Annotated in this window: 21 protein-coding genes, 1 other RNA gene and 1 pseudogene; 14 read left to right on the forward strand and 9 right to left on the reverse strand. The window is 64.7% G+C overall.

The genetic code is table 11. The features are described 5' to 3' along the window. Nucleotides 1–57: 57 nt before the first annotated feature. Nucleotides 58–414 carry a dihydroneopterin aldolase gene (folB, locus tag XBLMG947_RS11300; protein ID WP_065468706.1) on the forward strand — a complete coding sequence of 119 codons (357 nt, stop codon included), beginning with the start codon at nucleotides 58–60 and terminating at the stop codon, nucleotides 412–414. Nucleotides 415–640: 226 nt separating this feature from the next. Next, the gene (locus XBLMG947_RS11305; RefSeq protein WP_065468708.1) at nucleotides 641–2812 is read left to right on the forward strand and encodes a glycoside hydrolase family 3 N-terminal domain-containing protein; all 2172 of its coding nucleotides are present in this window, start codon (nucleotides 641–643) and stop codon (nucleotides 2810–2812) included. Between the two features lie 382 nt (nucleotides 2813–3194). On the opposite strand, the gene XBLMG947_RS11310 is transcribed toward XBLMG947_RS11305, so the two are convergent. Continuing rightward, the gene (locus XBLMG947_RS11310) at nucleotides 3195–4373 is read right to left on the reverse strand and encodes a PQQ-dependent sugar dehydrogenase (protein WP_065468710.1); all 1179 of its coding nucleotides are present in this window, start codon (nucleotides 4371–4373) and stop codon (nucleotides 3195–3197) included. Between the two features lie 183 nt (nucleotides 4374–4556). Here XBLMG947_RS11310 and yiaA point away from each other — a divergent pair, with 183 nt between their 5' ends. Beyond that, entirely contained in the window at nucleotides 4557–4991 is a 435-nt protein-coding gene (gene yiaA / locus XBLMG947_RS11315; protein WP_065468712.1) for an inner membrane protein YiaA, read from the forward strand. A 54-nt stretch (nucleotides 4992–5045) separates the two neighbouring features. Here yiaA and XBLMG947_RS11320 read toward each other — a convergent pair whose 3' ends face one another. After that, nucleotides 5046–5378, reverse strand: a complete 333-nt coding sequence (locus tag XBLMG947_RS11320) for a hypothetical protein (protein WP_065468714.1) — start codon at nucleotides 5376–5378, stop codon at nucleotides 5046–5048. Between the two features lie 172 nt (nucleotides 5379–5550). Continuing rightward, entirely contained in the window at nucleotides 5551–6048 is a 498-nt protein-coding gene (locus tag XBLMG947_RS11325; protein ID WP_065468716.1) for a hypothetical protein, read from the reverse strand. Between the two features lie 216 nt (nucleotides 6049–6264). Here XBLMG947_RS11325 and XBLMG947_RS11330 point away from each other — a divergent pair. Beyond that, a non-coding RNA gene (locus XBLMG947_RS11330) (sX9 sRNA) lies at nucleotides 6265–6340 on the forward strand. A 57-nt stretch (nucleotides 6341–6397) separates the two neighbouring features. Here the strand turns inward: XBLMG947_RS11330 and XBLMG947_RS11335 are convergent. From XBLMG947_RS11335 to XBLMG947_RS11350, 4 genes and pseudogenes are all read right to left on the reverse strand, one after another. Beyond that, nucleotides 6398–7726 carry an APC family permease gene (locus XBLMG947_RS11335; protein WP_065468718.1) on the reverse strand — a complete coding sequence of 443 codons (1329 nt, stop codon included), beginning with the start codon at nucleotides 7724–7726 and terminating at the stop codon, nucleotides 6398–6400. After that, entirely contained in the window at nucleotides 7723–8499 is a 777-nt protein-coding gene (locus tag XBLMG947_RS11340) for a L,D-transpeptidase family protein (protein ID WP_065468720.1), read from the reverse strand. Before XBLMG947_RS11340 ends, XBLMG947_RS11335 begins: the two co-directional genes overlap by 4 nt. A gap of 504 nt (nucleotides 8500–9003) precedes the next feature. Then, nucleotides 9004–10109, reverse strand: a pseudogene (locus XBLMG947_RS11345) (dipeptide epimerase). Next, the gene (locus tag XBLMG947_RS11350; protein ID WP_065468722.1) at nucleotides 10106–11515 is read right to left on the reverse strand and encodes a C40 family peptidase; all 1410 of its coding nucleotides are present in this window, start codon (nucleotides 11513–11515) and stop codon (nucleotides 10106–10108) included. Before XBLMG947_RS11350 ends, XBLMG947_RS11345 begins: the two are co-directional and overlap by 4 nt. 387 nt (nucleotides 11516–11902) lie before the next feature. Here XBLMG947_RS11350 and XBLMG947_RS11355 point away from each other — a divergent pair, with 387 nt between their 5' ends. From XBLMG947_RS11355 to hglS, 10 genes are all read left to right on the forward strand, one after another. After that, nucleotides 11903–12709: an N-acetylmuramoyl-L-alanine amidase gene (locus tag XBLMG947_RS11355; protein WP_065468724.1), complete on the forward strand. Its 807-nt coding sequence runs from the start codon at nucleotides 11903–11905 to the stop codon at nucleotides 12707–12709. A gap of 91 nt (nucleotides 12710–12800) precedes the next feature. Then, complete coding sequence (locus tag XBLMG947_RS11360) at nucleotides 12801–13547, forward strand: M15 family metallopeptidase (protein WP_167352021.1); 747 nt, start codon at nucleotides 12801–12803, stop codon at nucleotides 13545–13547. A 311-nt stretch (nucleotides 13548–13858) separates the two neighbouring features. Then, on the forward strand, nucleotides 13859–14056 hold the full coding sequence (locus tag XBLMG947_RS11365) for a CPXCG motif-containing cysteine-rich protein (protein WP_065468873.1): 198 nt from the start codon (nucleotides 13859–13861) through the stop codon (nucleotides 14054–14056). A 232-nt stretch (nucleotides 14057–14288) separates the two neighbouring features. Then, complete coding sequence (locus XBLMG947_RS11370; RefSeq protein ID WP_065468726.1) at nucleotides 14289–14666, forward strand: hypothetical protein; 378 nt, start codon at nucleotides 14289–14291, stop codon at nucleotides 14664–14666. Between the two features lie 231 nt (nucleotides 14667–14897). After that, entirely contained in the window at nucleotides 14898–15239 is a 342-nt protein-coding gene (locus XBLMG947_RS11375; protein WP_065468874.1) for an EF-hand domain-containing protein, read from the forward strand. 207 nt (nucleotides 15240–15446) lie between these two features. Then, complete coding sequence (locus XBLMG947_RS11380) at nucleotides 15447–15887, forward strand: EF-hand domain-containing protein (protein ID WP_065468728.1); 441 nt, start codon at nucleotides 15447–15449, stop codon at nucleotides 15885–15887. Nucleotides 15888–15924: 37 nt separating this feature from the next. Continuing rightward, a complete protein-coding gene (locus XBLMG947_RS11385; protein ID WP_065468730.1) occupies nucleotides 15925–16677 on the forward strand; it encodes an HAD family hydrolase in 753 nt (250 codons plus the stop codon). A gap of 136 nt (nucleotides 16678–16813) precedes the next feature. Beyond that, nucleotides 16814–17374, forward strand: a complete 561-nt coding sequence (locus tag XBLMG947_RS11390; protein WP_065468732.1) for a hypothetical protein — start codon at nucleotides 16814–16816, stop codon at nucleotides 17372–17374. Between the two features lie 331 nt (nucleotides 17375–17705). Then, a complete protein-coding gene (locus XBLMG947_RS11395; RefSeq protein ID WP_065468734.1) occupies nucleotides 17706–18335 on the forward strand; it encodes a hypothetical protein in 630 nt (209 codons plus the stop codon). Nucleotides 18336–18498: 163 nt separating this feature from the next. Then, nucleotides 18499–19866, forward strand: coding sequence for a 2-oxoadipate dioxygenase/decarboxylase HglS (gene hglS / locus XBLMG947_RS11400; protein ID WP_065468735.1), 1368 nt, complete (start codon nucleotides 18499–18501; stop codon nucleotides 19864–19866). A gap of 274 nt (nucleotides 19867–20140) precedes the next feature. Here the strand turns inward: hglS and XBLMG947_RS11405 are convergent, their stop codons facing one another. Both XBLMG947_RS11405 and XBLMG947_RS11410 read right to left on the reverse strand, forming a co-directional pair. Continuing rightward, on the reverse strand, nucleotides 20141–23281 hold the full coding sequence (locus tag XBLMG947_RS11405; RefSeq protein ID WP_065468737.1) for an efflux RND transporter permease subunit: 3141 nt from the start codon (nucleotides 23279–23281) through the stop codon (nucleotides 20141–20143). A gap of 151 nt (nucleotides 23282–23432) precedes the next feature. Beyond that, on the reverse strand, nucleotides 23433–26681 hold the full coding sequence (locus tag XBLMG947_RS11410; protein WP_065468739.1) for an efflux RND transporter permease subunit: 3249 nt from the start codon (nucleotides 26679–26681) through the stop codon (nucleotides 23433–23435). Nucleotides 26682–26710 lie beyond the last annotated feature (29 nt).

Genomic DNA, 26710 nt, shown 5'->3' on the forward strand with positions numbered 1-26710 from the left:
GCTGTGCGTTGTCGCCCTTGCTTCTCCCCATTCCCCATTCCCGACTCCCTATTCCCCATGGATAAAGTGTTTATTGAAGGCCTGGACATCGATGCGCTGATCGGCATCTACGACTGGGAGCGGCGGATCCGGCAGACCTTGCGGTTCGATCTGGAGATGGGGTTCGACAACCGCATTCCGGCGGCCAGCGACGACATTGCCGATACGCTGAACTATAAGGCGGTGAGCAAGCGCCTGATCGAATTCGTGCAGGGCTCGGATTTCGGGCTGGTCGAAACGCTGGCCGAGCGTTGTGCGGCGATCGTGTTGGACGAATTCGGCGTGCGCTGGTTGCGGTTGAAGCTGAGCAAGCCCGGTGCAGTGCGTGGCGCGCAGGCGGTCGGCGTGATCATCGAGCGGGAGCGGGCGGGCTGACTGTCGCGAGCCGCCTGCCCTGCTGGCTTCTCGCTGCATGCGGGGAGCTCGGTGTATCGAGGGTCGCGGAGGACCAAGCGCTGCGCCGCCGACGCGCTGGCGCGCAACATGCCGTGCAACCGGCCTCTACAACTCCCGAATCTCGAATCCCGGCCTTCAGACTTGCACCCCCGCGGCCGCAGCAGGCTAGAATCGCCGGCCATGTAAACGTTTTCTCAAGGATCTCATGGCTGCTGATCGCATCGAAACCCTGATTGCCCGGATGACCGTCGAAGAGAAGGTCGGCCAGTTGGGTGTGTTCGCCGACATGGTGCGGCCGTTCGCGCCGGACGTGAATCCCGAAGCCAATGTCCGCAACGCCGACGAGGTGCTGCAACAGGTCCGCGAGGGCCTGGTCGGCACCTTGTTCAATGGTGGCGGGGCGGAATCGGGGCGCCTGATCCAGCGGGTGGCCACCGAGGAAAGCCGGCTTGGCATCCCGGTGATCCTGGCGGCCGACGTGATCCACGGCATGCGCACGGTGTTCCCCATTCCGCTGGGCGAGGCGGCTAGCTTCGAACCGGAACTGGCCGAGCGCACCGCGCGCGCCACCGCGATCGAGGCCACCGCGGCCGGCATCCACTGGACCTTCGCACCGGCGGTGGATATCGCCCGCGACCAGCGTTGGGGCCGTGGCGCCGAGGGCGCAGGCGAAGACGTCGTGTTGGGCATGGCGTTCGCCGCCGCGCGGGTGCGCGGCTTCCAGGGCAGCGACCTGACCGCCGACGATTGCCTGCTGGCCACGCCCAAGCATTTCGCTGCCTATGGCGCAGTGGCCGCGGGGATGGAATACAACACCGTCGATATCGCGCCGCAGACGCTGCGCGATGTGCACCTGCCGCCGTTCAAGGCCGCTTTCGATGCCGGCGCATTGACCGTGATGTCCTCCTTCAACGACATCAACGGTGTGCCGGCCAGCGCCAACCATGAGTTGCTCACCGAGATCCTGCGCGGTGAATGGCAGTTCCCCGGCGTGGTGATTTCCGACTACACCGCCGACATGGAATTGATTGCGCACGGCTACGCGGCCGATGAGCGCGACGCGACCAAGAAGGCGTTCCTGGCCGGGTTGGACCTGAGCATGCAGAGCGGTTTCTACGCCGCACATCTGCCGTCGCTGGTGGAAAGCGGCGAGGTACCGATGACCACGTTGGACGCCAGCGTGCGGCGCATCCTGCAGCTGAAAGAAGCGATTGGGCTATTCGACAATCCGTATCGCTCGCTGGACCCGGCGCGCGAAGCCGACACGGCGCATCTGCCCGCGCACGATGCGCTGTCGCGCGATGCGGCGCGGCGTTCGATCGTGCTGCTGAAGAACGACGGCGCCGTGCTGCCACTGAAGAAGGACGGCCAGCGTATCGCGTTGATCGGACCGTTCGTGCAGGACCGCGAGAACATCGAAGGGTGCTGGACCTTGTTCGGCGACAAAGCGCGTTACGTGACCCTGGAGCAGGGCATGCGTGCCGTGGTCGGCACCGAATATCTGAGCGTTGTGCCAGGTTGCGGCCTGGAAGAGGCGCTGCCGGGCGGTATTTCCGCGGCCATCGATGCCGCGCAGGCGGCCGATGTGGTGGTGCTGGCGTTGGGCGAGCCGCAGCGCTTCAGCGGCGAGGCGCAATCGCGCACCGAGATCACCTTGCCAACGGCGCAGCAGGCGCTGGCCGAAGCGATTGCTGCGACCGGCACACCCATGGTGGTGTTGCTGCGCAATGGCCGCGCGCTGGCCTTGAGTGGTGCGGTGCGCGATGCCGATGCGATTGCGGTGACCTGGTATCTGGGCACACAGACCGGCACCGGCGTGGCCGATGTGCTGTTCGGCGACTACAATCCGTCAGCGCGTTTGCCGATCAGCTTCCCGCAGGTGACTGGGCAGCAGCCGTACTTCTACAACCATCTGCGCACTGGCCGCCCGGAATTGCCGGCGCTGTCCGAGTACAAGGCGCGCTGGCGCGAGATGCCCAACGAGCCGTTGTATGCGTTCGGGCATGGCTTGAGCTACACCACGTTTGCGTATGCGCAGCCGCAGTTGAGCGCGGCGCAACTGGGTTGGGATGACGCGCTGACCATTACCACGCGCGTCACCAACACCGGCAAGGTCGCAGGCGAGGAAGTGGTGCAGTTGTATGTGCACGATCGCGTGGCCAGCCGCGTACGCCCGGTGCGCGAACTCAAGGGTTTCCGCAAGGTGTTGCTGCAGCCGGGTGAGAGCCAGGACGTGGTGTTTACGCTGGTGCGCGATGCGCTGGCATTTACTAACCACAAGGGTATCTTCGGTGCGGAGCCCGGTCTGTTCGATGTGTGGGTGTGCGCGTCGGCCAAGAGCGGCGAGGCAGTGACTTTCGAGCTGCTGGAAAGCTGACAGCGGCGCAATTCGGTTCGCCGCCGCAACGCACGCTGCGCGATTCGAACGAGCAACCCGCGTTGCACAAGACTGTCGCTGTTCGATGGTTAGCTCTGCCGCTGCGCGGTGATGGCTGCGGATGCCGATCAGCCCATCACGGAGATGCATCGCTCTTTGTATGGAGAAGTGGTGGCTACGTCCTCTCCCGTCGGTGATTTACTCCAACAGCACCATCGCCAGCGCTTGATCAGCGCATGCCGATAGTGCGAACCGACTGGCCGCGGCGAGAGTAGGAAGCGGCACCTGACATGGCGCTCAAGCGCGATGACCACTCTTCAATGTGGGCATCGCGCCAGCCGGTGCATCGAGTGAGATGTACCGGCTCATCCGCCCAAATGCATCAAGCGTCCTTCTCGACCGCCGCTTTGCTCTTGGGCGTGAGTTTGAGCAGACGCCCGGCACTGCCGCTGGCTTCGTCTTCCAGCAGCCACAGCGCGCCGTCCGGGTCTTGCTCCACTTCGCGGATACGCGCGCCCATGTCGTAACGGGCCACCTCGCGCGGCTGGTCGCCCAGCGACACCTGCACCAGCGCCATCGACGACAGTCCACCGATAAAGCCGTTCCCGCGCCATGCCGGGAACTGCTTGCCGCTGTAGATCACAAAGCCCGCCGGCGAGATCACCGGCGTCCAGCTGATCTTGGGCGCGGCGAATTCCGGGCGGGTGTTGTGATCCGGAATCGGCGTGCCGTCGTAGTTGTCGCCGTTGGAGACGATGGGGTACCCGTAGTTGGCGCCGCGCTGGATCAGGTTCAACTCATCGCCGCCAAGCGGGCCCATTTCGTGTTCCCACAGACGTCCCTTGCCGTCGAAGGCCAGCCCGAGAATATTGCGGTGACCCAACGACCACACCTGCGCGGCAACGCCACCCTCTGCAACGAAGGGGTTATCGGTCGGCACGCTGCCGTCGTCGTTGAGCCGGATCAGCTTGCCGAGGTTGGCCTTCATGTCCTGGGCTGGGGTGAATTTCTGCCGTTCGCTGGAGCTGATCCATAGCTTGCCATCCGGCCCGAAAGCGAGCCGATGCCCGAAGTGACCATTGCCGGTGACCTTGGGATCCTGGCGCCAGATCACTTTCAGGTCCGACAGCGTGCCACCGCCGGTTGCATCCAGTGTGAGGTTGGCCCGCGCCACCGCAGCGCCGCGTGTGTCGTCCTCGCCCGGCTCTGCATAACTCACGTAGACCAGTCCGTTCTTGGCGAAGCGCGGATGCGCCAGCACATCGCCAAACCCGCCTTGGCCGCCATAAGCGACGGCCGGAACGCCGGTGATGGCGCTCTTGCGTCTGGTCTTGGGGTCCAGCCGCAGCAACGCGCCGCGCTTTTCGCTCACCAGCAACGTGCCATCGGGCAGGAAGGTCATTGCCCAGGGTTCGTCGAAGTCGGCGACCGTGGTGGCCTGAAATGGCCACTGTGCTTTGGGAATGGAGGCCGCGGGGGCGGCTGCGGGCGCGGCAGCTGCAGTGCCGGCGGTGAACAGCGTGGCCGAACAGGCCAGGGCAAGCAAACGTCGGACAGACATGGGGTCCTCCTGGGGATAGGGCGCGGTAACGCTGCAGCCCTCCCGCAACGTGTCCCGCGTCGGGTTTTCAGTACCTTACACGACGCCGCCTAGGCCGCCCTTGTTGCAGATCACTGCCTGCAAGACGTCCGCGTCTCACATCGTTGTCTGTCATGCATCGCTTCACCATGAAAAGGAGTTTCCATGGCCACGCAAAAAACCTCGCCTGCTTTTATCGCCGCATCCTGGGCCGCACTGTTGCTGGGTGCTGCGGCGTATCTGATCGGATTATGGAATGCCCAGATGTTGCTCAACGAGAAGGGCTATTACTTCACGCTGTTGTTGTTCGGTTTGTTCGCATCGGTGTCGTTGCAGAAGAGCGTGCGTGATCGTGCCGATGGGATTCCTGTCACCGGGTTGTACTACGCCATCTGCTGGTTCTCGCTGATAATCGCGTTGGTGCTGCTGACCATCGGCCTGATCAACGCCACTCTATTGCTGAGCGAGAAAGGTTTTTATGCGATGGCCTATGCGCTGAGCTTGTTCGTCGCAGTTGCCGTGCAGAAAAACACCCGCGATGCGATGGAAACCGACAGCGCACGGCGTAGTACACGTGGCGTGCCGCCGGCACTCGACTAACCTGTCGCAGATCGCCGGATGCAACAACGCCAACGTGATGGTGGCGTTGTCGCCTTAACGCTTGTGTGCATCATCGCCTGTCACGAAATCGGCTGCATTTTCCCAGGCGCGCTTGACGGCATGCCGCGCCTTGCTCCAACTCAGCGAGGAGGTTCCGCGCTTGGCCTCCCAATCGCGATGCAGCTCGGCCTCCACCTGGTCATAGGCCCGCGCATTATCGCGGATGCGCGCCTCATGGCCGGCCAGGTAAGCGCCTTCATAATCTTCAAAGCGATCGCCCTCGGTGTAATACGGTTCTTCGGTGAAGCGTTCGCGCCAATACGTCGATACATTCTGACTGCGGTCTTCGTCCGGTGCGCGGCCCGGAATCTGATATGGCACGTTCATGCGCGTCTCCCTGGTGGATGTGTGGATGACCGTAGGTCGCTTGCCGTTAATTTCATCGCCAGAATGGGTGAGGAGCACATCAAAGCGGCAGGTTGGATGCGGTGCAATACGGCGACATCCGACGGCGGATCGCTGCAGCGTTGAACTGCGGGCATGTTGCCTGGTTGGCAACTCAGGTAATCGCCGAGGCCGCTTCATACGGCAAGGGTGTCGCGCCTGCGGCCAGCATGGCTGGCTCGGCATCCTGTAATGCGGCGGATTCGGCATCGAGGATCACCAGCACGCGTCCGGCCTGGATTTCGTCTTCGAACTGACGGCGGACCGGGTCGGGCACCGTTGCGCCGATCAATGCCGACGACCAACTGCCGACCAGCGCACCAGCCAATGCCATGACGCCCGCGCCGGCCAAGGTCAGCCCGATCGGCGGCACGGCGATGGCGACCAGCCCTGCCACCAGGCCAGCCGCACCGCCGGTGGCGGCGCCACGTGCGGCAGCGGGAAGAAAATCGGTCTTGGCATCCTTGCGTTCGTCGGGCACAGCCTGCAATTCGATATCCGAGCGGGCGATCAACGACAGCGCATCGTTGTCGATGCCGGCGCTTCGCGCGGCCTGCAGCACGCGTTGCGCGCTGTCGAGATCGGCGGTGCGGTAGACATGGCGCAGTTTCATCGCAAGCTCCCTTGTAGAAGAGAACTGCAGCGTTGGATGCCTGCAGTTAGGCGTGCGTGAGCGCTGCGCGAGTGTGCTGCGAAAGCGGAGATGCTGATAGGGGCCAGTACATCGACGCCAGCCGGGTGCGTCCCGTATCCACCTTCTACGTTTTAGAGCAGCTAACAAAACTACTGCGCGGCCGCCAGGCGGGCGCGGCCGGTGCTCGGAATCGGCATGTACCACTCGTACACTCCGGTTCCTCCGCGCCGTCCGCACCCACCTGACCACCGCTCGCTACGTTCTGTTAGCCGCTCTAAGTGCCCGCAGAGGAGTGAGTGCGCGTTGTCCACTTCCCTTTGATAACGGCTCAGTATCGCGCTCCGCTGTTCTCCACTGGCTTGCGCGGAAACAGATAGAACACCCAGCCCACCAGGAGCGCGACGCCTGCAGCGGCCAGGTTCTGCCAGCTGGCGCTGGCCAGCAAACCCAGCGACAGCAACACGGCGGCGATGGGGATGGCCGGGCCGCCAGGCAGGCGCAAGGTATCGGTGCGTTGCCGGTATCTGCGCGCCAATACGATTACCGCTGCGGCGGTACCGAGGTAGGCGAACAGGCGGGTGACCATCGACAGCAGCGCCAGCTGCGTAAACGATCCCGACACCGCCAATGCAAGCGACAGCACACCCTGGGTGACCACTGCTGCGGCAGGCGTATGGAAGCGCGGATGCACGTGTGCCAGAAATGCCGGTCCATACCCATCGCGTGCAAGCGCAAACAGAAAGCGCGGGCCGAGCATCACCGTGTTGCTGGTGGTGCCGAGGATGGAAATGGTGGCGCCCACGGTCAAAATCAGGGCCAACGCTTCGCCACCGAATCGGCTTGCGGCATCTGCCAATGGCGTGGGGGAGGCGGCAAGATTCGGCAGCGTGCCCTGGGCCACCACCTGCACCGCGGCGTAGATCAGGGTCACGGTGACGATCATGGTGATCAATGCGAAGGGCACATCGCGCCGCGGGTTGCGGTATTCGCCGGCGGCTGCGGGAATGTTTTCGAAACCCGCGTAGGCGAACAGCAGCAACAAGGCCGCTTCACCGAGATTGCCCAGGTCGCGCAGATCGGGCGTGGCGCCGGCAAACGCCCACGACCAATCCACATAAAACAGGCCAATGGTAACGAACAGCAGCAATGGCACCAGCTTGCCGATCACCAGCGCGATGCCGGTGCGCGCGGCCGATTTCATGCCGATCACGTTGATGGCCGTGAGCAGGCCCAACGAACCGACCACCACCAGCAAACGCGCCCCGGTATCGTGAGCGGCGGTAGGCCAGAACCGCGCGACTGCGTCGGCCAGACCATTGCTCAAGGCTGCCGCCGAGCTGATGCGGGTGAGCCAGATCATCCAGCCGATCTGAAAGCCGACGAACGGACCGAATGCTTCGCGCGTGTAGAGATAGCTGCCGCCCGGCGTATCGAAATAGCTCGCCGCCTGCGCATAGCACAGCACCAGCAAGGCCACCGCCAGGCCCGCCAGCATCACCGCCCACAGGCTCATTGGGCCCAGCAGGGCGGCAGTCGCGGCAGGCAGCAGGTAGATGCCGCTGCCGATGACATCGTTGATCGACAGGCCGACGATCTGCCAGCGGCTGACGACACGGACCAGACCCGTCGCATCCGGCGCAGGCTGCGGTGTGCTCATGGTGCATCCTCGGTCAGTGCGGGCAGCTGCCACGCAGTGTGCAGACGTGCGTATTCGGCGCGTGGCAACAGCACGAACAGCGGATGATCGTCCGGCTTCAACCAGGCGAGCAGGCGTTGCATGTCCGCCGCTGCCATGGCGGTGCAGCCAGCGGTGAACTGGCCCGGCGTCCGCCACAGGTGCGCGAAGATGCAACTGCCGCGCCCGGGAATGGCCTTGGGATTGTGCGCAATCACGAAGCCCTCGCTGTAGCGCGCATCGCCTGCATGGCGCAGATCCAGGCGCATCGGTTCGGTCGAGCCGGCGACGGCCGCCTGGCCCACTTGCGCGGCATCGACGATGCGGTTGTACAGCGGCGAGCTGGGCACATCCATGCAGTAATGGGTGGCGCTCATCGCCTGATACGGCATCGTGCTGTCGATGCTCGTCAGGTAGCCGAAGGCCGGGCCGATGGCGAAGACGCCGGCAGGGCTGCGGCCATCGCCTTCGCGCTTTTGCGGGCCCTGCGTCTGCGCCGGATGCAGGCCTTCGCCCCATGCACTGCCATGCCGCCCGAGCGCGACTGCAAAGCGCTGTGCAGCCGGTTGCCATGTGCCATCCACACGGGAGAACGTCTGCAGACGCGCCTGGGTGCTGTTCCAGTCCGGGGTGGTCACCACGATCAACATGCGTGCCTGATTCAAGGCATCGATTGGACCAGCAGCGACGGCGAGGCTGCTACAGCTTGCCAGCGTCAACAGCACAAAGGATCGAAACACGGTGGCAAGGCGCATGCAGGCTCCGGGCAATGGGTCAAGCAGGATGAGTCTATGTGCGATACACGGCTGGTGCAGATAGGGCGCGATGCCGGTACCGCGTGATGGACGCTGCCTTGTCGCTACTGTACTCAGCTCTGTGGCTCTGTAGTGCATGCGGCGCGCTGTGCGTGCGCCTGGTTGGTGACGGCTGACACCGGCAATAGCCTTTGCTGCGTGTCGGTTTCCCTCTGGTGCTTCGCTCTTAAATAACGTCGCCAATAACGTCGCCAACGACTGACAGTTGCGGTGTCCTTGCCGCTTGCAGGACCGTTGGCGGCATGGATGCCGCCATCGAGCCCCCAAGGACGGGTTTACGGCGTGTCCTGCAAGTGGCGAGGGCAGCACGCCCTCGACTGGAAAACAGGCTTAATGCCTAGCCGTCAGCCAGGTGCGTCCTTTGTTCGGAATCGGCAGATGGCACGCGGACACTGCGCTCCCGTGCATGGTCCACTCCTGACTGGCGACGGCTTGGGAGGGTTGTCAGCCGCTCGTGTCCGGCAACAATTCCAGCCCACGAATGCGACGGATGCCCAACCCCGGCGAATCGTCGATGTGGAGCTGTGCCTCGTCGAACTGCACGCCGCCCTCGGTGGGGTCGAACTGCCCAAGCGCAGGCGCATCCAGATCGGCCAGGGTGATGCTGTCGGCCTTGGCCACCGCCAGATGCACCGCGGCGGCGACGCTGATGCTGGATTCGATCATGCAGCCGATCATGCATGGCAACCCATACACCCCGGCGATATCGGCGATGCGGATGGCGTTGGACAGCCCGCCGGTCTTCATCAGTTTGATGTTGATGATGTCTGCGGCGCGACGCTGGATCAGGTCGATCACCTGCGCGGGCGAGAAGATGCTTTCGTCGGCCATCACCGGCGTGTCGATGCGTGCGGTGACGAAGGCAAGACCGTCGATATCGGCGGCCTTGACCGGTTGCTCCAGCAACTCCAGCGCGATGCCGCCATCTTCCAGTGTGCGCATGGTGCGCACCGCTTGTTTGGGCGTCCACCCTTGATTGGCATCCAGCCGTAGCGATGCGCGCCCGGCGACTGCCGCATGGAGCGCGGTGACACGTTTCACATCCGAATCGATGTCCTTGCCAACCTTGATCTTCAGTGCGCGATAGCCGCGTGCGAGCGCCGCTTGTGCCTGCGCCACCATGGTGGCGATGGTATCGGCGCTGATGGTGATGTCGGTGGTGATGCGCGGCGTGCCCCACCGAGCAGCTGGTATAGCGGCGCGCCGAACGCCTGCGCCCACAGATCGTAGAGCGCGATTTCCACGGCGGCCTTGGCACTGGTGTTGCGCTCGATCGCATGTTGAACGAGCCCGCATAGCCGGTTGAGATCGGCTACGTCCTGGCCGACCAGTTTGGGGCCGATACAGTGCTCGATCGCGGCAATGATGCTGCCATGCGTATCGCCGGTGATCGGTGCGGTGGCCGGTGCGGCGCCATAGCCAATGTGGCCGCTGTCGGTCTGCAACAGCACCACCACATCCTCGATCGCCTGCACGGTGCGTACGGCCGTCTTGAACGGTGTTTTCAGTGGCACGCGTACCCTGCCAAGCCGGACGCCGGTGATCTTCATGGGGTGTCCGTCGGTGCAACGCGTTGGATGCGGGTGATGTGGTCGATGAAGGCAGTGCCATCGCTGGCGAGCAGTGGCAGTAACGGTGTCACCGACGCACCATTCAACCGCGCGCGCTGCACGCTGCCATCGACGGCGCGGTAACTGGCACCGGCCACATCGTGGATCACCCAAGGCGCGCCACCCGCATGCCCGATCACCAGCATCACGTGGCCGGGGATGTAGATCAGATCGCCGACCTGCAGTTGTGCGAGCTGTTGCAGGCGTTGCGATAACGGTGCACCTGCATCGAACGGCACGCGGTGCAACACCGGGCTGCGCGCTTGGTCGCCGGTATTGCGAGGCAGGGTGATGCCGAGGCTGCGATAGACATCCAGCACGAAGCCGCTGCAATCGCGCGCGTCGTAATCGTTGCCCCAACCGTAACGTTCGCCGAGGAATTTGAATGCCTGCCGTAGCAATACGGCGTCGGTGGCGGGTAAGGCGCCGATGTGGACATCGGCAGCGCGTGGGATCAATGCGGGCACCAGCTGCAAACGGCCATCGGCGCTGCGCAGCGGGAATTGCACCACATAGGCGGCCAGCGGTAGCTGGCCGTTGACCGGCTGATGGGGCGGCCAGTCGCCGAGCAATGGCAGCGTGGTGCCCATGTCCAGCGTCAGTGCAGAAATCGCTGGGCTTTCCGGCGTGTAGGCGGTCTGTGCGCGGGCTGCGGTGACGATGAGGCGCGGGCCACGTTGTGCGTAATCCAGTACTTCGGTGCGGCTGCCTTCGGCAACATGCGCGCTTGCGATCCAGGCGGCGTAATTGGCGGCGATCACGAATTGCCACGCACCATCGGCACTGCTGTGCACGATGGCGACCGGCGTGCCGGGATACAGCGCCGATTCCTGGAAGCGGTCGATATCGCGGTCGTCGGTGCCTGTGAATACCCGTTGCGCGGTGGGAAAGGTCCGCAACGCAGCACGCGTCACCACCAGGCCAAAGCGCAGCCGAACCTGTGCGGGAAGGGTGTCCAATGCCAAGGCCTTGCGCAACGCGGCCAAGCGTGCGGCATCCAGAAGCCGCCCCTCTGTGTCGTACAGCGGCCGGCTCGGCGTGGCCGACAACGCGTCGATGCGCGCACGCACGTCGGTGGCGGGCAGCATGTCGGGCAGGTGCGCGATGTCGTGCATCGATGCATCGTCGCGCAGCAGGCGCGCATTGAAGTCTGCGATCTGTGCGGGATGCATCCGCGGCGTCTGCGCGTTGGGGCGACGCTTGATCCAATCGTCTGGAGTGAGCTGTGCATCGCCGACGCCGAAGGGAGGCGCTTGTGCCACCGGCACGCCTGCAGCTGCGGACACGGCGCAAGGCAGGGCGAGCACGATCAGCAGCAACATCAGCAGGCGGCGCGGCAATGGCATGCAGAGCTCGGGAGGAAGGCAGCCGCTGGCGAGCTGCGAAATCGGATAGGGGCATACGGCGCAGACCGCATTCACGCGGTGCAGCTGCGTGGCGAGGACGTGCCCGCAGTGTACGTTGGGTGGTGCGAAGCGTGCAGGAAGGGAGCATCCATCTCGCCGCAGCCGCAGCCACGCCAGTGGCCGTTGCCGCCGTCTCCGCAATGGCGCGTCTTGCCAAGTTGGGAGGCGCTGCCAACGACCGGCGCCCGCAGCGCGCAAGGTGACTCCGCCGATTCTCTTGCGGTGAAAGCCACGCAAGCATCAACTCGGCGGATAATGGTTGTGCGACAGCAGCGTGGCCGAGCCGGACGCGCCGCGCAGGTCGTCCGGCCTTCCCAGGAGAAATCCGTGCTGCCCAGCGTTCCTCTCTCGTCCTCGGCCTGGCTGCGTGCAGCCCTCTGCCTGGTCGCGCTGTCGCTGGGCGCCTGTGCGCACGCACCGCAGCGCAACCCGCTGGCGCAGTGGGTTCCTTCGCCCAATTACGACACGCGGCGACCGATCCTGATCGTGTTGCATTTCACCGACCAGCATTCGGTGCAGCAAAGCCTGAGTACGCTGCGCGGGCGCAACAGCGGTGGTCGCGTCAGTGCGCACTATTTGATCGGCAAAGATGGAAAACGCTACCAGTTGGTCAGCGATGCGCAACGCGCCTGGCACGGCGGTGCCGGTCGCTGGGGCACTATTACCGACATCAATTCGGCGTCGATCGGCATCGAACTGGACAACGACGGCAGCGAACCCTTCGCGCCAGCGCAGATCGACAGCCTGTTGGTGCTGCTGGACGACGTGTGTAAACGCCTACGCATCCCGCGCACGCAGATCGTTGGTCACGAAGACGTTGCCCCGACGCGCAAGAACGATCCCGGCCCGTTATTTCCCTGGAAGCGCCTGGCCGAAGCCGGCTTCGGCCGCTGGCCCGCTGCCGACGGACCCGCAGCCCCGGCAGGCTTCGACCCATGGCAAGCGCTGGTCTTGCTCGGCTACGGCCTCGACGACCCTGCCGCCACCCTGCGGGCGTTTCACCACCACTATCGCGGTAACAGCACCACCACGCTGGATGCCGAGGATCTGCGCATCCTGTATGGGTTGACCAAAGACGCGAGAGCTTCTGGCCCACGACCGACGCTTGCGCCAATCGAAGGCGACAGCCGTTAGGCCCATGATGATGGACCTACGTCGTGTCTGAGGGCGAAGGAGGCACAGCGGGATCTATGGCGCGTACTCGGCATCTCGCAAAGGAGCGAACATGAAAGAAAACCTGCTGTTTCGGAAAGGGTATTGCTGGCGGACGCTGCTTGTTCAAGTCGTTTTGCTGATGATCGCCACGACGCCAACTGCCCTGGTCGCCAGCGAGGTGCAGGTGTCCTCGGCAAAGACCGCTGCAGAGGCTGGTCTTGTTGACGTGCACGGCCTTGCGCCGGACATTGCACTGGACATGCGTTACGCAAGCCGCAACAACTTCACCGGGCAGGTTGTGCCGGGCTATGACGCGCCGCGGTGCTATCTATTGCGGCCGGCTGCCGAAGCGTTGGCGCGCGTGGCGCGCAGGCTCAAGGCCGAGGGTTACAGGTTACAAGTGTTCGACTGCTATCGGCCGGTGCGGTCTGTGAACGCGTTTGTGGCTTGGGCTGCGGATCTGCAGGATCAGGCGACCAAGGCGCAGTACTACCCACGGGTGGACAAGCGTGCGCTGCTGGGGGATTACATCGCCCCGACCTCCGGGCATAGCCGTGGCGCGACCCTGGATCTGGGCTTGCTGGAGTGCAAGTCGGCTGCGTGCCACGCGGTGGACATGGGCACAGGGTTCGATTTCTTCGATGCGCGTGCGCATACCGACGCGCCGGATATCAGCGCAGTGCAACGCGCACACCGTCAGCGGCTGCTGCGTGCGATGGCGGCCGAAGGATTCGCCAACTATCCGATGGAATGGTGGCATTTCACGTTTCGTCCCGAACCGACGCCTGACACCGCCTACGATGTACCGGTGGACTGAGACAGATCAGTTGGCAGCTGCGTCGTCGCGCACCGATCTGGTAGGGCTCGCAATCGGCTTGCGGCAGGTATGCATTGCAAAGCGAAAGTTGCCGGCATCGATGCCGACCTTCGTTCGAAGGCCGGACCCGCGTGGACAGCGGTGCGCTGTTTCCGCTTCAAGCAAACAGTGTCGGCATCGGCCGCACCACCGGCAACGCAGCACGCACCAGCACAGGGCCAGTCGTACACTTCAGCGTCAGCCTGCCGACACAGCCGCCGACGTCGCTCACCACGCCCGATCACTGGCTTCGACAGATCCAAGGAACCGTCATGTCCGACCCGGAACGCTTTGTTGATATCGCCTGCCCCTACTGCGGGGAGTGGATGACGCTGGCGCTGGATCTCACGGGTGGCGATCAGCACTACATCGAAGATTGCCAGGTCTGCTGCAAGCCGATTTCCGTGAGCGTGCGCTGGGATGAAGAGGGCGAGGCGCAGGTGCGTGCGCGTGGGCAGGACGACGCCTGAGCCCATTCCGCGGCCCCGCTATCCGGCCCGCCTGTCGTCCCGTCACGGCGACGGCATTGCAGCCGGTAGTGGCCTGATGCCAGCAATCGCCTGCCATCTGCTGCGCATCGCCACGGCTGTGCGATCGCTGTGGCCAGCGTCCAGTTCGTCCGGATCGCCCGGGTTGCGGCCCGCACGCGGATCCGGGCACTGCAGCCGCTAGACTGATGCGCCTGCTGCCTGGATCCTCAAGATGAATTTGCCCTTGCACTTCGGCCTGCTCGGTTCGCTGGAGTCCGGACTGATCGCGCTCATCCTGGGCATCCTGGTCTTTGCAGCCGTGGAACGCATCGGCCGGCGTTTGCAGTTCAACCACGGTCAAACGCTCGGTATTGCCTGCTTGCTCACTGTCGCCATCGGCGCCGGTTACGACATCTGGAATCTTGTCTACACCAGCATCGTGCGGCTGGAATCGCCGCTTTACGCGCGCTTGGCGCTGGCCAAGATCCACGATCCCAACGAACTGGGCTCGCGCGTGGTGCTGGAAGTGGCCGGTGCGCTCGCCGGCGTGGTGCTTGGTTGGAAACTGTTCAGTTCCGGACGCTGGGACGACGACACGCCGAATGCCTGAAAGTCGCGTTCAAAGTGTGGGTCTAGTCGCAAAATTTCATGCGGTGAATGAGGCGCTTCGGTTTGACTCACCCGGGGCTAACAGGTGATTAGCCGCAAACGTTCAGCCGGTGGTTAAAAGACTGTTTTGCGCAAAATTGCGTCAGGTTGGACGTTCATTTGCGATGGGTAGGGTAATGCCATGTGCGGCGACACCGTGCATTCCCAAGCCCAAGCCAAGGAGACCACCGTAATGAAGAATCGCAACCGCACCTCGCTACTCGCCGCCACCGCCGCTCTTGCTGCCGCTCTGGCGCTGCCGGCGATGGCGCAAAGCACCTCTCAGGATGCCGCAGCGCAGTCGGGTAGTTCGGCCACCTCGGCGCAATCCGGCGGCGGCCAGACCTGGGCCAGCGTGGACACCGATAGCGATGGCGCCATCAGCAAGCAGGAAGCGCAGGTCAACGCGGGCCTTGCGCAGATTTTCGATCAGGCCGACGGCAACGCGGACGGCAAGCTGACCCCGGATGAGTACAAAGCCTTCGTCGCCAAGCAGCAGGGCGGCGGTGCGGCAAGTGGGTCCCAGGGCAACTGAGCCGTTGGTTCGATAGATCCATAAACAGTCTTGAGAGGAGGTAGTGCATCGCAGAGTGTTGGCATCGAGTCACGCCAATGCTCAGGTACAAGCTGTGACACGCAAGAGCAACAGGATGGACACGCGGGAGCGATCTGCCAGGGTCGCTCCCGTTTTATTGACGTCTCCCGCGTTAGGGTGTGCGTTCCGCGTCGGGCGCTCATGCATATGCCGTACTTCCGTTTTGCACTGTTGATCGGGTTCGCAAACCCGCTCTGGGCATTCGCCGCGCCGCCGGAGTTGCCTACTGCCACTGCCGCACCGCCTGCGCCGGCGACGGCTGGCGGTACCGCCCCAGCGATGTCGCCTTTGCCGATCGATCCGCCAGCACCGGCGACCACGCCCTTGCTGCCGGCCGACGCCCCCAGGTCTGCCGGCTCCACGAGCGGGGCCGAGGCATCGGCTGCCTCCTCCACCGGCGGCCTGGCACCGCGCAGTTTCCGCAGCCTGGATACCGACGCCGATGGATCGCTGACACTGGCCGAAGCAAGCGCCGATCCGGTATTGCGCGAGAACTTTGCCGCTTTCGACAGCAACGGCGATGGGCGTCTGTCGCGCGACGAATTCGCCAGCTATCAGCCCGGCCCGGGCGATGCCGCCGGCGACTGAGCACGGTGCCCTATCGGCGCGCTGCTAGACTTGCCAGATGAGCGCACTTGCACAACGCGACGGCCAGGCGATCCAACTGGTCGGCTTCGACGGCGACGATACCCTCTGGAAAAGCGAGGATTATTACCGCACCGCCGAAGCGGATTTCGAAGCGATCCTGGCCGATTATCTCGATCTTGGCGATCGCCGCATGCAGCAGCATCTGCTGGCCGTAGAGCGGCGTAACCTCAAGGTATTCGGTTATGGCGCCAAGGGCATGACGCTGTCGATGATCGAAACCGCAATCGAACTGACCCAGGCGCGCATTGCGGCGCACGATATCCAGCGCATCGTCGAGATCGGACGTGCCACGCTGCAGCACCCGGTCGAGGTGATTGCCGGCGTACGCGAGGCGGTCAGTGCGATTGCCGCCGATTACGCGGTAGTGCTGATCACCAAGGGCGACCTTTTCCATCAGGAGCAGAAGATCGAGCAGTCCGGCCTGGCGGATCTGTTCCCGCGGGTCGAAGTGGTGTCCGAAAAAGATCCGCAGACCTATGCGCGCGTGCTCGGCGAATTCGATCTGCCGGCGCAGCAGTTTGCGATGATCGGCAATTCGCTGCGCTCGGACGTGGAGCCGGTGCTGGCCATCGGCGGCTGGGGCATCTACACCCCGTACGCGGTGACTTGGGCGCACGAGCAGGAGCATGGCGTGGCGGAAGATGAGCCGCGCATGCGCGAAGTACCCGATGCCGCCGGCTGGCCGGCAGCGGTACATGCGCTGGATGCATTGGCGCGGCAGCAGCGCTAGGCCGAGTTGGGTGGCCGTTGTTGCGACGATACTGGTTTAGTGACTTGACGCGTCAACGCGCGGGTGCCTTGTGGCGCCCAACGACAGGATGTTTGCAGCCGAGCATGCGTGCGCGGCCGCGCTTGAAGGGAGTCCGATGGCCATGTTGTCCATGACCCAGCGCGCCGGCGTGGCCTTGTTGCTGGGGCTGCTGACCGGCGCCGCGCCGCTGGCTGCCGCCGAGCTGGAAGAAGAAATCATCAACCCGAGCGAAGTCATCTTTCGCGACGGGCAGCCTTACTACGACGACGGCGGCAATGACGTACGCCTGCACACGCGTCGGGTGGAGGGTGAGTTGGTGTATTTCCGCACGTTGCGCTTCGATCGCGAGCAGGGCTATGTGGATGCGCAGGGCGAGAGTATCGCCAGGTTGCAGGCTCGACCGATCGAGCGCGATCGCAACGCCGGCTCTGTCGGCGGCCGCTACGACGGCGACGGCGGATACCGAGGGTTTGGTGGCCCAATCCGCCTTGGTGCCTCGCGCAACCGCCCCTACGGCCAGATTTACTATGGCAATGGCCTTTATGGCCCTGATCCGTATAGCAGCCCGCACAACCGCGACGCGCGCCAGCGTTATATCGGTCCTGGCTACATCGGCTCCTGCGATCTGAGCGGTTGCCGCGAGATTCACCAGTTCGGAGTTTACGATCTGCGCTGAGAATCAGAGCACGGTTGTCCCCAGCTACTGGGCGCGACCGTGCGTCATGTCGGCGCAGAGATCGCTTGCCGATGTTGTCAGTCGTGCGTTCCGGGTGATGGCAGCGGTCCATCGACTTCCGAAGGTTGCGCGCCGCATCTAACGACCGCCGCCAGATGCGGTGGTCATCGGAGCGACTCCGTCTGCTGCCGGCTACGCGCACACTTGCGCCGGAGATGACACGTGGGACGCGTCCACTACGCTTCCTCGCCGGAGATTGCGCGTTGCGCGGAGTGCTCGCCGCGGCCACCATCGGCCCTCAATGCGCCATTGGCCTGACAGCACGACAAGCATGCGGCATCATCGCTACATGCCTGCGTCCAGCCCCTGCGTGTTGCGCTCTCTGCCATTGCTGGTGCCCTTGCTGGTGGCATTGCTGTGGCCGGCGCTGGGTGCTGCGCAGACCTCGCCTGCATCGGCAACACCGGCTGCGGCGGAAGCTGCGGCGCCAGCAGTGATCCCGGGGACTGGCGACGCCTGGGTGGACCAGCATCTGGCCGACATGGGCAGTTATGCGCAGCGCTATCCGGCCAGCTTCATCGATGAGGTGGCGCGCTATACCGGCACACCGCGCGCGTATGTGCAGGCGCTGCTGCAAGTGCACGGCTGGCATGCGGGGGATATCTATTTCGCGTGTTTCTGGGCGCAGACCGTGCAGCTGTCGTGCCGCGACACGGTACGTGCCTACAGCCGCAACCATCGCGATGGCTGGGAGGGCGTGGTCACGCGGCTGTCGGTGGCGCCGGACACCATGCACATGCGCGCGCTGCGGCACGCCATCGTCGCCAGCTACGACCACTGGGAACGCCCGATCACCCTGGACGTCGTGCTGCGGCGTCAGCTCGGCGATCATGCGCAGCGTCTGGAAGCGGCGCGCCAGGCCAGCGAAGCGGCCGAAGCGGCGGCCCAGACCGGGCTCTGACGCGGTCGCTGCGTCGTAGCGCCATGTCCCTTCCCGCAGTGTGCGGCTGTCTGCTTGCTGACACGTGGCCTGCGATGCTGCCGTGCCACTGGTCGCGGCAGGGCACGGTCGGCGAGAATGCGCCAACGCTGGCGTTCGGCCGGCATTTGGCCAGGACCAGCCCATGCGCGATACCGCCTTTGTCTCTCCCGATCAGATCCGTAGCTGGTTCGCCCAGGCGATGTCGGACATGTATCGCGCCGAGGTGCCGTTGTATGGCGATCTGATGTCGCTGGTGGCGCAGGTCAACGCGCAGACGCTGCAGGCCGATCCTGCGCTGGCGACGCGGCTGCAGCGCAACGACGAGCGCGCGCGGCTGGATCTGGAGCGGCATGGCGCCATCCGCGTCGGCACGGCGGCCGAACTGGCCACGTTGCGCCGGCTGTTCGCGGTGATGGGCATGCAGCCGGTGGGCTATTACGATCTGTCGGTGGCCGGCGTACCGGTGCATTCCACCGCGTTCCGCCCCATCGACGAAGCGGCGCTGTCGGCCAACCCATTTCGCGTGTTCACCTCGCTGCTGCGGCTGGAGTTGATCGAAGACGCCACCTTGCGCGCACAGGCCGAGCAGATTCTGCAGCAGCGACAGATCTTTACCGCCGGCGCCTTGCAGTTGATCGAGCGCTACGAACAGCAAGTCGGACTGGACGCCGACCAGGCACGGCAGTTCGTGGCCGAGGCGCTGGAAACCTTCCGCTGGCATGGCGATGCCACGGTGTCGCTACCGATCTACCGCGCGCTGAGCGATGCGCACAAGTTGATCGCCGATGTGGTGAGCTTCCACGGCCCGCACATCAATCACCTCACTCCGCGTACGCTGGATATCGATGCGGCGCAGGAACAGATGCAGCGTGCCGGCATCGACGCGAAGGCGGTGATCGAGGGGCCACCGCGTCGGCGCGTGCCGATCCTGTTGCGGCAGACCAGTTTCAAGGCATTGGACGAGCCGGTACGTTTCGTCGGCGATGACGGGCAGCCGGAGCACGGCACGCACACCGCACGCTTCGGCGAGATCGAGCAGCGCGGGCTCGCGCTCACACCCAAGGGCCGCGCGCTCTACGACGCGCTGCTGGCGCAGGCGCGCGATGCCGACGGTGCCGGCAGCACGGGCACCGATTACGTCACCCGGCTGCAGACCGCTTTCGTGGCCTTCCCCGATGACGAGGCCTTGCTGCGTCAGGAAGGCCTGGGGTATTTCCGCTATGCGCTCACCGACGCCGGCCACGCCGCCCCGGCGAAAGTGGCCGCCATGCCGGCAGAAACCGCGATCGCGCTTGGCCTGGTCAGCGCCGACCCGATTATCTACGAAGATTTCTTGCCGGTCAGTGCGGCCGGTATCTTCCAGTCCAACCTCGGGGGCGCCGAACAGCGTGCCTATGCCGCCCATTCGAGCAAACGCAGTTTCGAACAGGCGTTGGGTGCGCAGGTGTACGACGAATTCGCGCTGTACGCGCAGCTGGAGCGCGAGTCCTTGCAGGGATTGCTGACCTAGCACGCGCCGAATTCGGGACGGCATTGCGACGGCGTCGCCGTGTCAGTCCGACGGCGCGCCACTGCTATGGAAAACCTTCCAGACCGGTAACGGCCGGCAGCCAGCCCTTGGATGCCGAAGCGGCCGGTGCACATGCCCAAGCCTTGGTGCCTGCGTGCAGATGCAGCAGAGACCAATCCATGGATCACCACGCAGGCGAACGGGTTCGCTTGGCTGCATAACCACGCATTGAAGGCCGCAATGCGTGGCTGTGCGACCGTGCCGTTGCGACACCTCAGCGCGCTTGTGCCGCCGCACGCCGCGCCGCAGCGCGTTCGGCGCGGCGTGCGCGCGCACGGGCGCGACGCGCTTTCCAGCGTTCGCTCAGGCACGAGAAGATCACATACAGCGCCGGGGTGCTGAGCAGGGTCAGGCTCTGCGAGAACACCAGTCCACCGATCATCGCGATACCCAGCGGGCGACGCAGCTCCGAACCTTCGCCCAGGCCCACCGCCAGCGGTACCGCTGCCAGGATCGCCACCATCGTGGTCATCATGATCGGGCGGAAGCGCACGATCGACGCCTCGCGTGCGGCTGCGCGCGCGTCCATGCCGTGCACGCGCTGCGCCACCAGCGCGAAGTCGATCATCATGATGGCGTTCTTCTTGACGATGCCGATCAGCAGCACCAACGCGATCATCGAGACCACCGACAGTTCGGTTTTGGTGATGAACAACGCCAGTAGCGCGCCGACACCGGCCGCCGGCAGGGTGGACAGGATGGTCACCGGGTGGATCAGGCTCTCGTACAGCATGCCCAGCACGATGTAGACGGTGAGCACCGCTGCCAGCAGCAGAATGCCCATCGAATTGGGGCTGAGTTGCACGTTGAAACTGTCGTCGCCACTGAGCCGGATGCCCTCGGGCATGCGCAACCCTTCCGCGGTGGATTTGATGATCAAATCCGCCTCGCCAGTGCTCACGCCCGGCGCCAGGTTATAGCTCAGGTCCATCGTGGCGTACTGGTTTTCATGGATGATCTGCGGCGGTGCCAGGCCCGGAACCTGCGTGGCCACGGCAGTGATCGGCACCATCTGGCCGGTACGGTTGGGCACGAAGATCTGATCCAGCGCCTTGGGCGTGGCGGTCTGCGACGGCAGCGCATTGACCACGACGCTGTACTGATTGAGATCGGAATAGATGGTGGAAATGGAGCGCTGGCCGAACGCGCCATACAGCGCGCCATCGATGGCACCGACCGAGATGCCCAGACGCGCGGCCTTGGCGCGGTCGATCACGATGTTCTGGCGCAGGCCTGAGGTATCCACATCGGTGCCGACATCGCGCAGGCGCGGGTTCTTTTTCAGCGCGGCCTGCAATTTGGGCAGCCATTCCTGCAACTGCGGCAGGTCGTTGCCCTGCAGCGAGACGCGGTATTGCGCGCCCTGGCTGGTACCGCCGCCGCCATCGCTGGGCAGGTCCTGGATCGCGCGCAGGCGCAAGTCCAGATCGGGGTAACGGTCGGCCTTGGCGCTCAGCCGTGCGACGACCTGCGCGGTGGTGTCGCGGCGGCCATCGCTACGTTTTTTCAGTTCGATATTGAACGAAGCGCTCGACCCCTGGCGGCCGGAACCCAGCCGCGCACCGACGGTCTTCACCGCCGGGTCGGCCATCAGCATGTCGGTGATGCGGCGCTGGCGGCTGACCATGTCGGCGAAGGACACCGTGGCGCTGGAATTGGCACGGCCCCAGATCAGGCCGGTGTCCTGCGCGGGGAACGAACCCTTCTTGACCGCGCCGCCCAGAAAAATGGTGGCGGCAATCAACAGCAAGGGCGTCAACGACAGCAGCAGTGCGTGGCGCAACGAAAAGTCCAGCGCCACGGTGTAAACGGCGAGCATGCGCGCGTGCATGCGGTCCAGCCAGTCACCGAAACGGCCGGGTTTTTCCGGCTCGGTGTGCGCCGACAGGAAGCGGCTGCACAGCGCCGGGGTCAAGGTCAGCGACACCAGCATCGACACCACGATCGCCGCCACCAAGGTCACGGTGAACTCGCGGAAGAACGCACCGACCATGCCGCTGGCAAACAACATCGGAATGAACACCGCCACCAGCGAGGCGGTGATCGAGACGATGGTGAAGCCGATCTCGCGCGCACCGGTCAGCGCGGCCTGCATGCGCGGCATGCCTTCGTCCAGATGCCGCATGACGTTTTCGATCACCACGATCGCATCGTCGACCACGAACCCGATCGCGATCACCAACGCCAGCAGGCTGAGGTTGTTCAAGGTGAAGCCCAGCATGTACATCACCAGCGCCGAGCCGGCCAGCGATAACGGCACGGTGACGGCGGCAATCAGCGTGGGCGCGAGCCGGCGCAGGAACAGCGCCATGGTCAGGATCACCATCGCCAGGCTGATCATCAGCGTGGCCTGCACCTCGTGCAGCGAGGCGCGGATGGTGGGCGTGCGGTCGAAGTAGGGGGTGAGCGTGGTACCGGGCTGCAGATAGCTGCGCAGCTCGGGAATCTGCGCCTTTACCTGATCCACGGTCTCGACGATGTTGGCGCCGGCGCGGGTGAAGGCATACATCACGACCGCCGGTTTGCCGTCGAACCAGGCGGCTTGATACGCGTCCTGCTGGCCGTCGTAGACGGTGGCTACATCGCCCAGCCGCACGATGCGTCCGTTGGACTGGGTGGCGATCGCCAGCTGCGCAAAATCGGCGGCCTTGGACACCGAATCGTTGGCGATGATGGCCATGGTGGTGTTGCCGTCGGACAGGAATCCGGTCGGCGAGGTGACGTTGGCGGCGCGCACCGCGTTGCGTAGATTGTCCGGGGTCAGGCCTAGCGCGTTGAGCGCGCGCAGGTCCACGTCCACGCGCACCGCCGGCGTGGCGGCGCCGGCGATATCCACCGAGCTGATGCCGGTGATCTGGCGCAGCCGCTGCGCCAGCAGCGAGTCGGCCACGTTGTAGAGGTCATCGGCCGATTGCGTTTCCGAGGTCAACGCGATGGCGATCACGGGGTCGTCGTTCGGGTTGGCCTTGGAGTACATCGGCGTGCCGAGCCCGGAGGGCAGGTCCGATTGCGACGCATTGATCGCGGTCTGGATGTCTAGCGCGGCTGAATCGATATTGCGACTGCTCTGGAACACCAGCACGACCAGGCTGCTGCTCTCCGAACTGGACGAGCGCATGCGGTCGATCCCAGGCAATTGGCCCAGGTGACGTTCCAGCGGTGCGGTGACGGTGGAGGCCATGGTGCTGGCGTCGGCGCCGGACTGCGTGGCGTGCACGAAGATCACCGGGATCTGGATGTTCGGCAACGACGCCACGCCCAGCCGCAGGTAGCACATCAATCCGATCACGAACAAACCGATCGCCAGCAACGAGGTGCCGATCGGGCGCTTGATGAAGGGCGCGGAGATGTTCATGGATTGACTGCCGGGAATCGGGAATCGGGATTCGGGAATCGGTAAAAGTCAGAACCGAAGCCAAAGCCAAAGCCAAAGCGGCTGCCACGCGTGCGTGCGAGCAGGCGATGCCGCGGGCCAGCAGACCGATCAGCGATGCCGCGACCGGTCCTCATGCCGGACGCTCCGAGGGAGGCGCCGGGTTCATGCCATCACGGCGTGCTGCACGGCGCGCGCGCCAGGCACGCAACCGCTCGCCGGCGCGTTCCATGTACAGATAGATCACCGGGGTGGTGTACAGCGTCACCAGCTGCGACAGCAACAGGCCACCCACAATCGCGATGCCCAGCGGGCGGCGCAATTCCGAGCCGATGCCGGTGCCCAGCGCCAGCGGCAATGCGCCCAGCATCGCGGCAGCGGTGGTCATCATGATCGGACGGAAGCGCAGCAGGCAGGCGCGGCGGATCGCATCGTGCGCGTTCGCCCCTTCGCGGCGTGCGTCGATGGCGAAGTCGATCATCATGATGGCGTTCTTCTTGACGATGCCGATCAGCAGCACGATGCCGACGATGCCGTCCACCGACAGGCTCAACCCGCACATCATCAACGCCAGCAATGCGCCAACGCCGGCCGGCGGCAGCGTGGAGATGATCGTCAGCGGGTGGATGTAGCTCTCATACAGCACGCCCAGCACGATGTAGATCACCACGATCGAGGCCAGCAGCAGCCACACGATATCGGTCTGGCTGCCGGTGAATTCGGCGGCCTTGCCAACGAACTGCGCATGCACCTGGATCGGGATCTTGAGCGCTTCGCGCGCTTTCTCGATCGCCGCCACGGCTTGCGACAGCGAATGCCCCGGCGCCAGATTGAACGAGATGGTGACCGCCGGCAGCTGCTGCTGGTGGCTCACCACCAACGGGGTGTTGGTGACCTTGGCTTCGGCCAGCGAGGCCAGCGGGATGATGCTGCCGGCACCGACCACGATGCCGGTGTTCTGCGCGCCCACGCCGGTGGCAGTAGACGAATTGGACGAGGTCACCTGGCCGAAGCTGGTTGCGTTGGTGCCGGTCAGCGCGCCGTTGCCGTTACTGGCCACTGCCAGCTGGTTCATCAATGCGGTGCTGGTGCGGAATTCCGGCGCCACTTCCAGCACCACCCGATACTGATTGAGCTCGGTGAAGATGGTGGAGATCTGGCGCTGACCGAACGAGTCGTACAGCGTGTCGTCGATGGTCTGCATCGGCACGCCGAGCATGCTGGCCTTGTCGCGATCGATGCTCAATTCCAGCGCGCGTCCCTGGTTGGCCAGGTTGTTGTCCACATCGGCCAGCTCGGGCAGTTTGCGCATCGTCTCGGTCATGCGCCCGGCCCAGGTGGCCAGCTCGGTGCTGTCCACGTCCGAGATCGAATACTGGTATTCGGTGGCGGCCACGCGCGTGTCCAGGGTGACGTCCTGCACCGGCTTGAGGAACAGCGCCACGCCCGGGATGCCGGCCACGGCTTTCTGCAGGCGCGGCAGCACCTCGTCCAGACCATCACGGTCGCCGCGCGTCTTCAGCACGATCGACAACTGGCCCTGGTTGAGCGTGGGGTTCATGGTGCCGGCACCGATGAAGGCGGCCACGCCGGTCACCGCCGGGTCTTTTCTCAGTGCGGCAGCCACCGCTTGGGTGCGCTGCTCCATCTGCGGGAAGGCCACGTTCTGGTCGGCCTGCACCACGCCGGTGATCAGGCCGGTGTCCTGCTCGGGCAGTAGGCCCTTGGGAATCGCCACATACAGCACCACCGTCAACGCCACCGCGCCGATCGCCACGGCCAGGGTCAGCGGTTGGTGGGCCAGCACCCAGTCGAGGCTGCGCTCGTAAGTGCCCACCGTGCGTGTCCACAGATTGGTCTTGCCGGCGGCCGCTGCGCGTTCGTGCGCGTCTTCGCTTTCGGGCAAGGCATCGGGCTTGAGCAGGTAGGCGCACATCATCGGCGTCAGCGTCAGCGACACCAGCATCGAGATCACCACCGCAATCGACAGCACCCACGCAAACTCGTGGAATAGCCGCCCGGTCACGCCCGGCATCAGCAGCAGCGGCAGGAACACCGCCACCAGCGAGACGGTCAGCGACAACACGGTGAAGCCGATCTGCTTGGCGCCGATCTCGGCCGCTTCCGGCCCGCTCTTGCCCTGTTCGATGTAGCGCACGATGTTTTCGATCATCACGATCGCATCGTCGACCACGAACCCGGTCGCCACCACCAGCGCCATCAGCGACAGGTTGTCCAGCGACATGCCGGCGAACGCCATCACCCCGAAGGTGCCGGCCAGCGACAACGGCACCGCCACCGAGGGAATGATGGTGGCCCACAGCCGGCGCAGGAACACGAAGATCACCGCCACCACCAGCGCGATGGTCAGCACCAGGGTGAACTTCACTTCGTGCACCGAGGCGCGAATGGTTTCGGTGCGGTCGGAGAACACTTCCAGGTGCACATCGGCCGGCAACACCGATTGCAGCTGCGGCAGGATGCTGCGGATCTGCTCCACCGTCTGCACGATGTTGGCGCCCGGCTGGCGGCGAATCTCCAGCAGCACCGCCTGCTTGCCGTCGGCCCAGGCGGCCAACTGGTCGTTTTCCACGCCATCGACCACGTTGGCCACGTCGGCCAGCCGCACCGGGCGGCCATTTTTGTAGCTGATGATGGTCTCGCGGTACTGCGCCGCATCGGTGAGCTGGTCGTTGGTGCCGATGCTGTAGGACTGGGTCTTGCCGTTGAGCGAGCCCTTGGGCGCGCTGACATTGGTCTGGGTCAGCGCGCTGCGCAGCGACTCCATGGTCAGGCCCATGTTCGACAGCTGCGCCGGGTTGACCTGGATACGCACCGCGGGCCGCACGTTGCCGGCGATCGACACCAGGCCCACGCCCGGCACCTGCGACAGGCGCTGGGCCAGAATCGCATCCGCATAGCGGTTGACCTCGCGCAGCGGCAGCGAATCGGAGGTGAGCTTGAGCGTGAGAATCGCAGCGTCGGCCGGATTGACCCGGTTGTAGACCGGCTGGTACGGCAGCGACGAGGGCAGGGTGGCCTGGCGGATCGCCGCCTGCACATCCTGCGAGGCGATATCGATATCGCGCTCCATCGAGAACTGCAGAATGATCGTGGACAGGCCCGCCGACGAATCGGAGGTCATCATCTGCAGCCCGGAGATCTGCCCCAACTGGCGCTCCAGCGGCGTGGTCACCAGCGAGGCCATGGTGGTCGCATTGGCGCCGGGATACTGGGTGGTGACGACCAGGCTGGGGGCGTCGATTTCCGGCAACGCCGAGACCGGCAACTGACGGTAGCCCAGGATGCCTAGCAGCAGGACGCCCGCCATCAGCAACGAAGTGGCGATCGGGCGGCGGATGAAGATGGTCGAAAAGCCCACGGGGGGTGTCCTTGCTGAAGACGTCAAGC

This window comes from Xanthomonas bromi (assembly GCF_900092025.1).
GTDB lineage: Bacteria > Pseudomonadota > Gammaproteobacteria > Xanthomonadales > Xanthomonadaceae > Xanthomonas > Xanthomonas bromi.

Bases quoted from the DNA above. Each gene is read 5' to 3' on its own strand.
- folB (WP_065468706.1), top strand. From the start codon at position 58: ATGGATAAAGTGTTTATTGAAGGCCTGGACATCGATGCGCTGATCGGC.
- XBLMG947_RS11305 (WP_065468708.1), top strand. From the start codon at position 641: ATGGCTGCTGATCGCATCGAAACCCTGATTGCCCGGATGACCGTCGAA.
- XBLMG947_RS11310 (WP_065468710.1), bottom strand. From the start codon at position 4,373: ATGTCTGTCCGACGTTTGCTTGCCCTGGCCTGTTCGGCCACGCTGTTC.
- yiaA (WP_065468712.1), top strand. From the start codon at position 4,557: ATGGCCACGCAAAAAACCTCGCCTGCTTTTATCGCCGCATCCTGGGCC.
- XBLMG947_RS11320 (WP_065468714.1), bottom strand. From the start codon at position 5,378: ATGAACGTGCCATATCAGATTCCGGGCCGCGCACCGGACGAAGACCGC.
- XBLMG947_RS11325 (WP_065468716.1), bottom strand. From the start codon at position 6,048: ATGAAACTGCGCCATGTCTACCGCACCGCCGATCTCGACAGCGCGCAA.
- XBLMG947_RS11335 (WP_065468718.1), bottom strand. From the start codon at position 7,726: ATGAGCACACCGCAGCCTGCGCCGGATGCGACGGGTCTGGTCCGTGTC.
- XBLMG947_RS11340 (WP_065468720.1), bottom strand. From the start codon at position 8,499: ATGCGCCTTGCCACCGTGTTTCGATCCTTTGTGCTGTTGACGCTGGCA.
- XBLMG947_RS11350 (WP_065468722.1), bottom strand. From the start codon at position 11,515: ATGCCATTGCCGCGCCGCCTGCTGATGTTGCTGCTGATCGTGCTCGCC.
- XBLMG947_RS11360 (WP_167352021.1), top strand. From the start codon at position 12,801: ATGAAAGAAAACCTGCTGTTTCGGAAAGGGTATTGCTGGCGGACGCTG.
- XBLMG947_RS11365 (WP_065468873.1), top strand. From the start codon at position 13,859: ATGTCCGACCCGGAACGCTTTGTTGATATCGCCTGCCCCTACTGCGGG.
- XBLMG947_RS11370 (WP_065468726.1), top strand. From the start codon at position 14,289: ATGAATTTGCCCTTGCACTTCGGCCTGCTCGGTTCGCTGGAGTCCGGA.
- XBLMG947_RS11375 (WP_065468874.1), top strand. From the start codon at position 14,898: ATGAAGAATCGCAACCGCACCTCGCTACTCGCCGCCACCGCCGCTCTT.
- XBLMG947_RS11380 (WP_065468728.1), top strand. From the start codon at position 15,447: ATGCCGTACTTCCGTTTTGCACTGTTGATCGGGTTCGCAAACCCGCTC.
- XBLMG947_RS11385 (WP_065468730.1), top strand. From the start codon at position 15,925: ATGAGCGCACTTGCACAACGCGACGGCCAGGCGATCCAACTGGTCGGC.
- XBLMG947_RS11390 (WP_065468732.1), top strand. From the start codon at position 16,814: ATGGCCATGTTGTCCATGACCCAGCGCGCCGGCGTGGCCTTGTTGCTG.
- XBLMG947_RS11395 (WP_065468734.1), top strand. From the start codon at position 17,706: ATGCGGCATCATCGCTACATGCCTGCGTCCAGCCCCTGCGTGTTGCGC.
- hglS (WP_065468735.1), top strand. From the start codon at position 18,499: ATGCGCGATACCGCCTTTGTCTCTCCCGATCAGATCCGTAGCTGGTTC.
- XBLMG947_RS11405 (WP_065468737.1), bottom strand. From the start codon at position 23,281: ATGAACATCTCCGCGCCCTTCATCAAGCGCCCGATCGGCACCTCGTTG.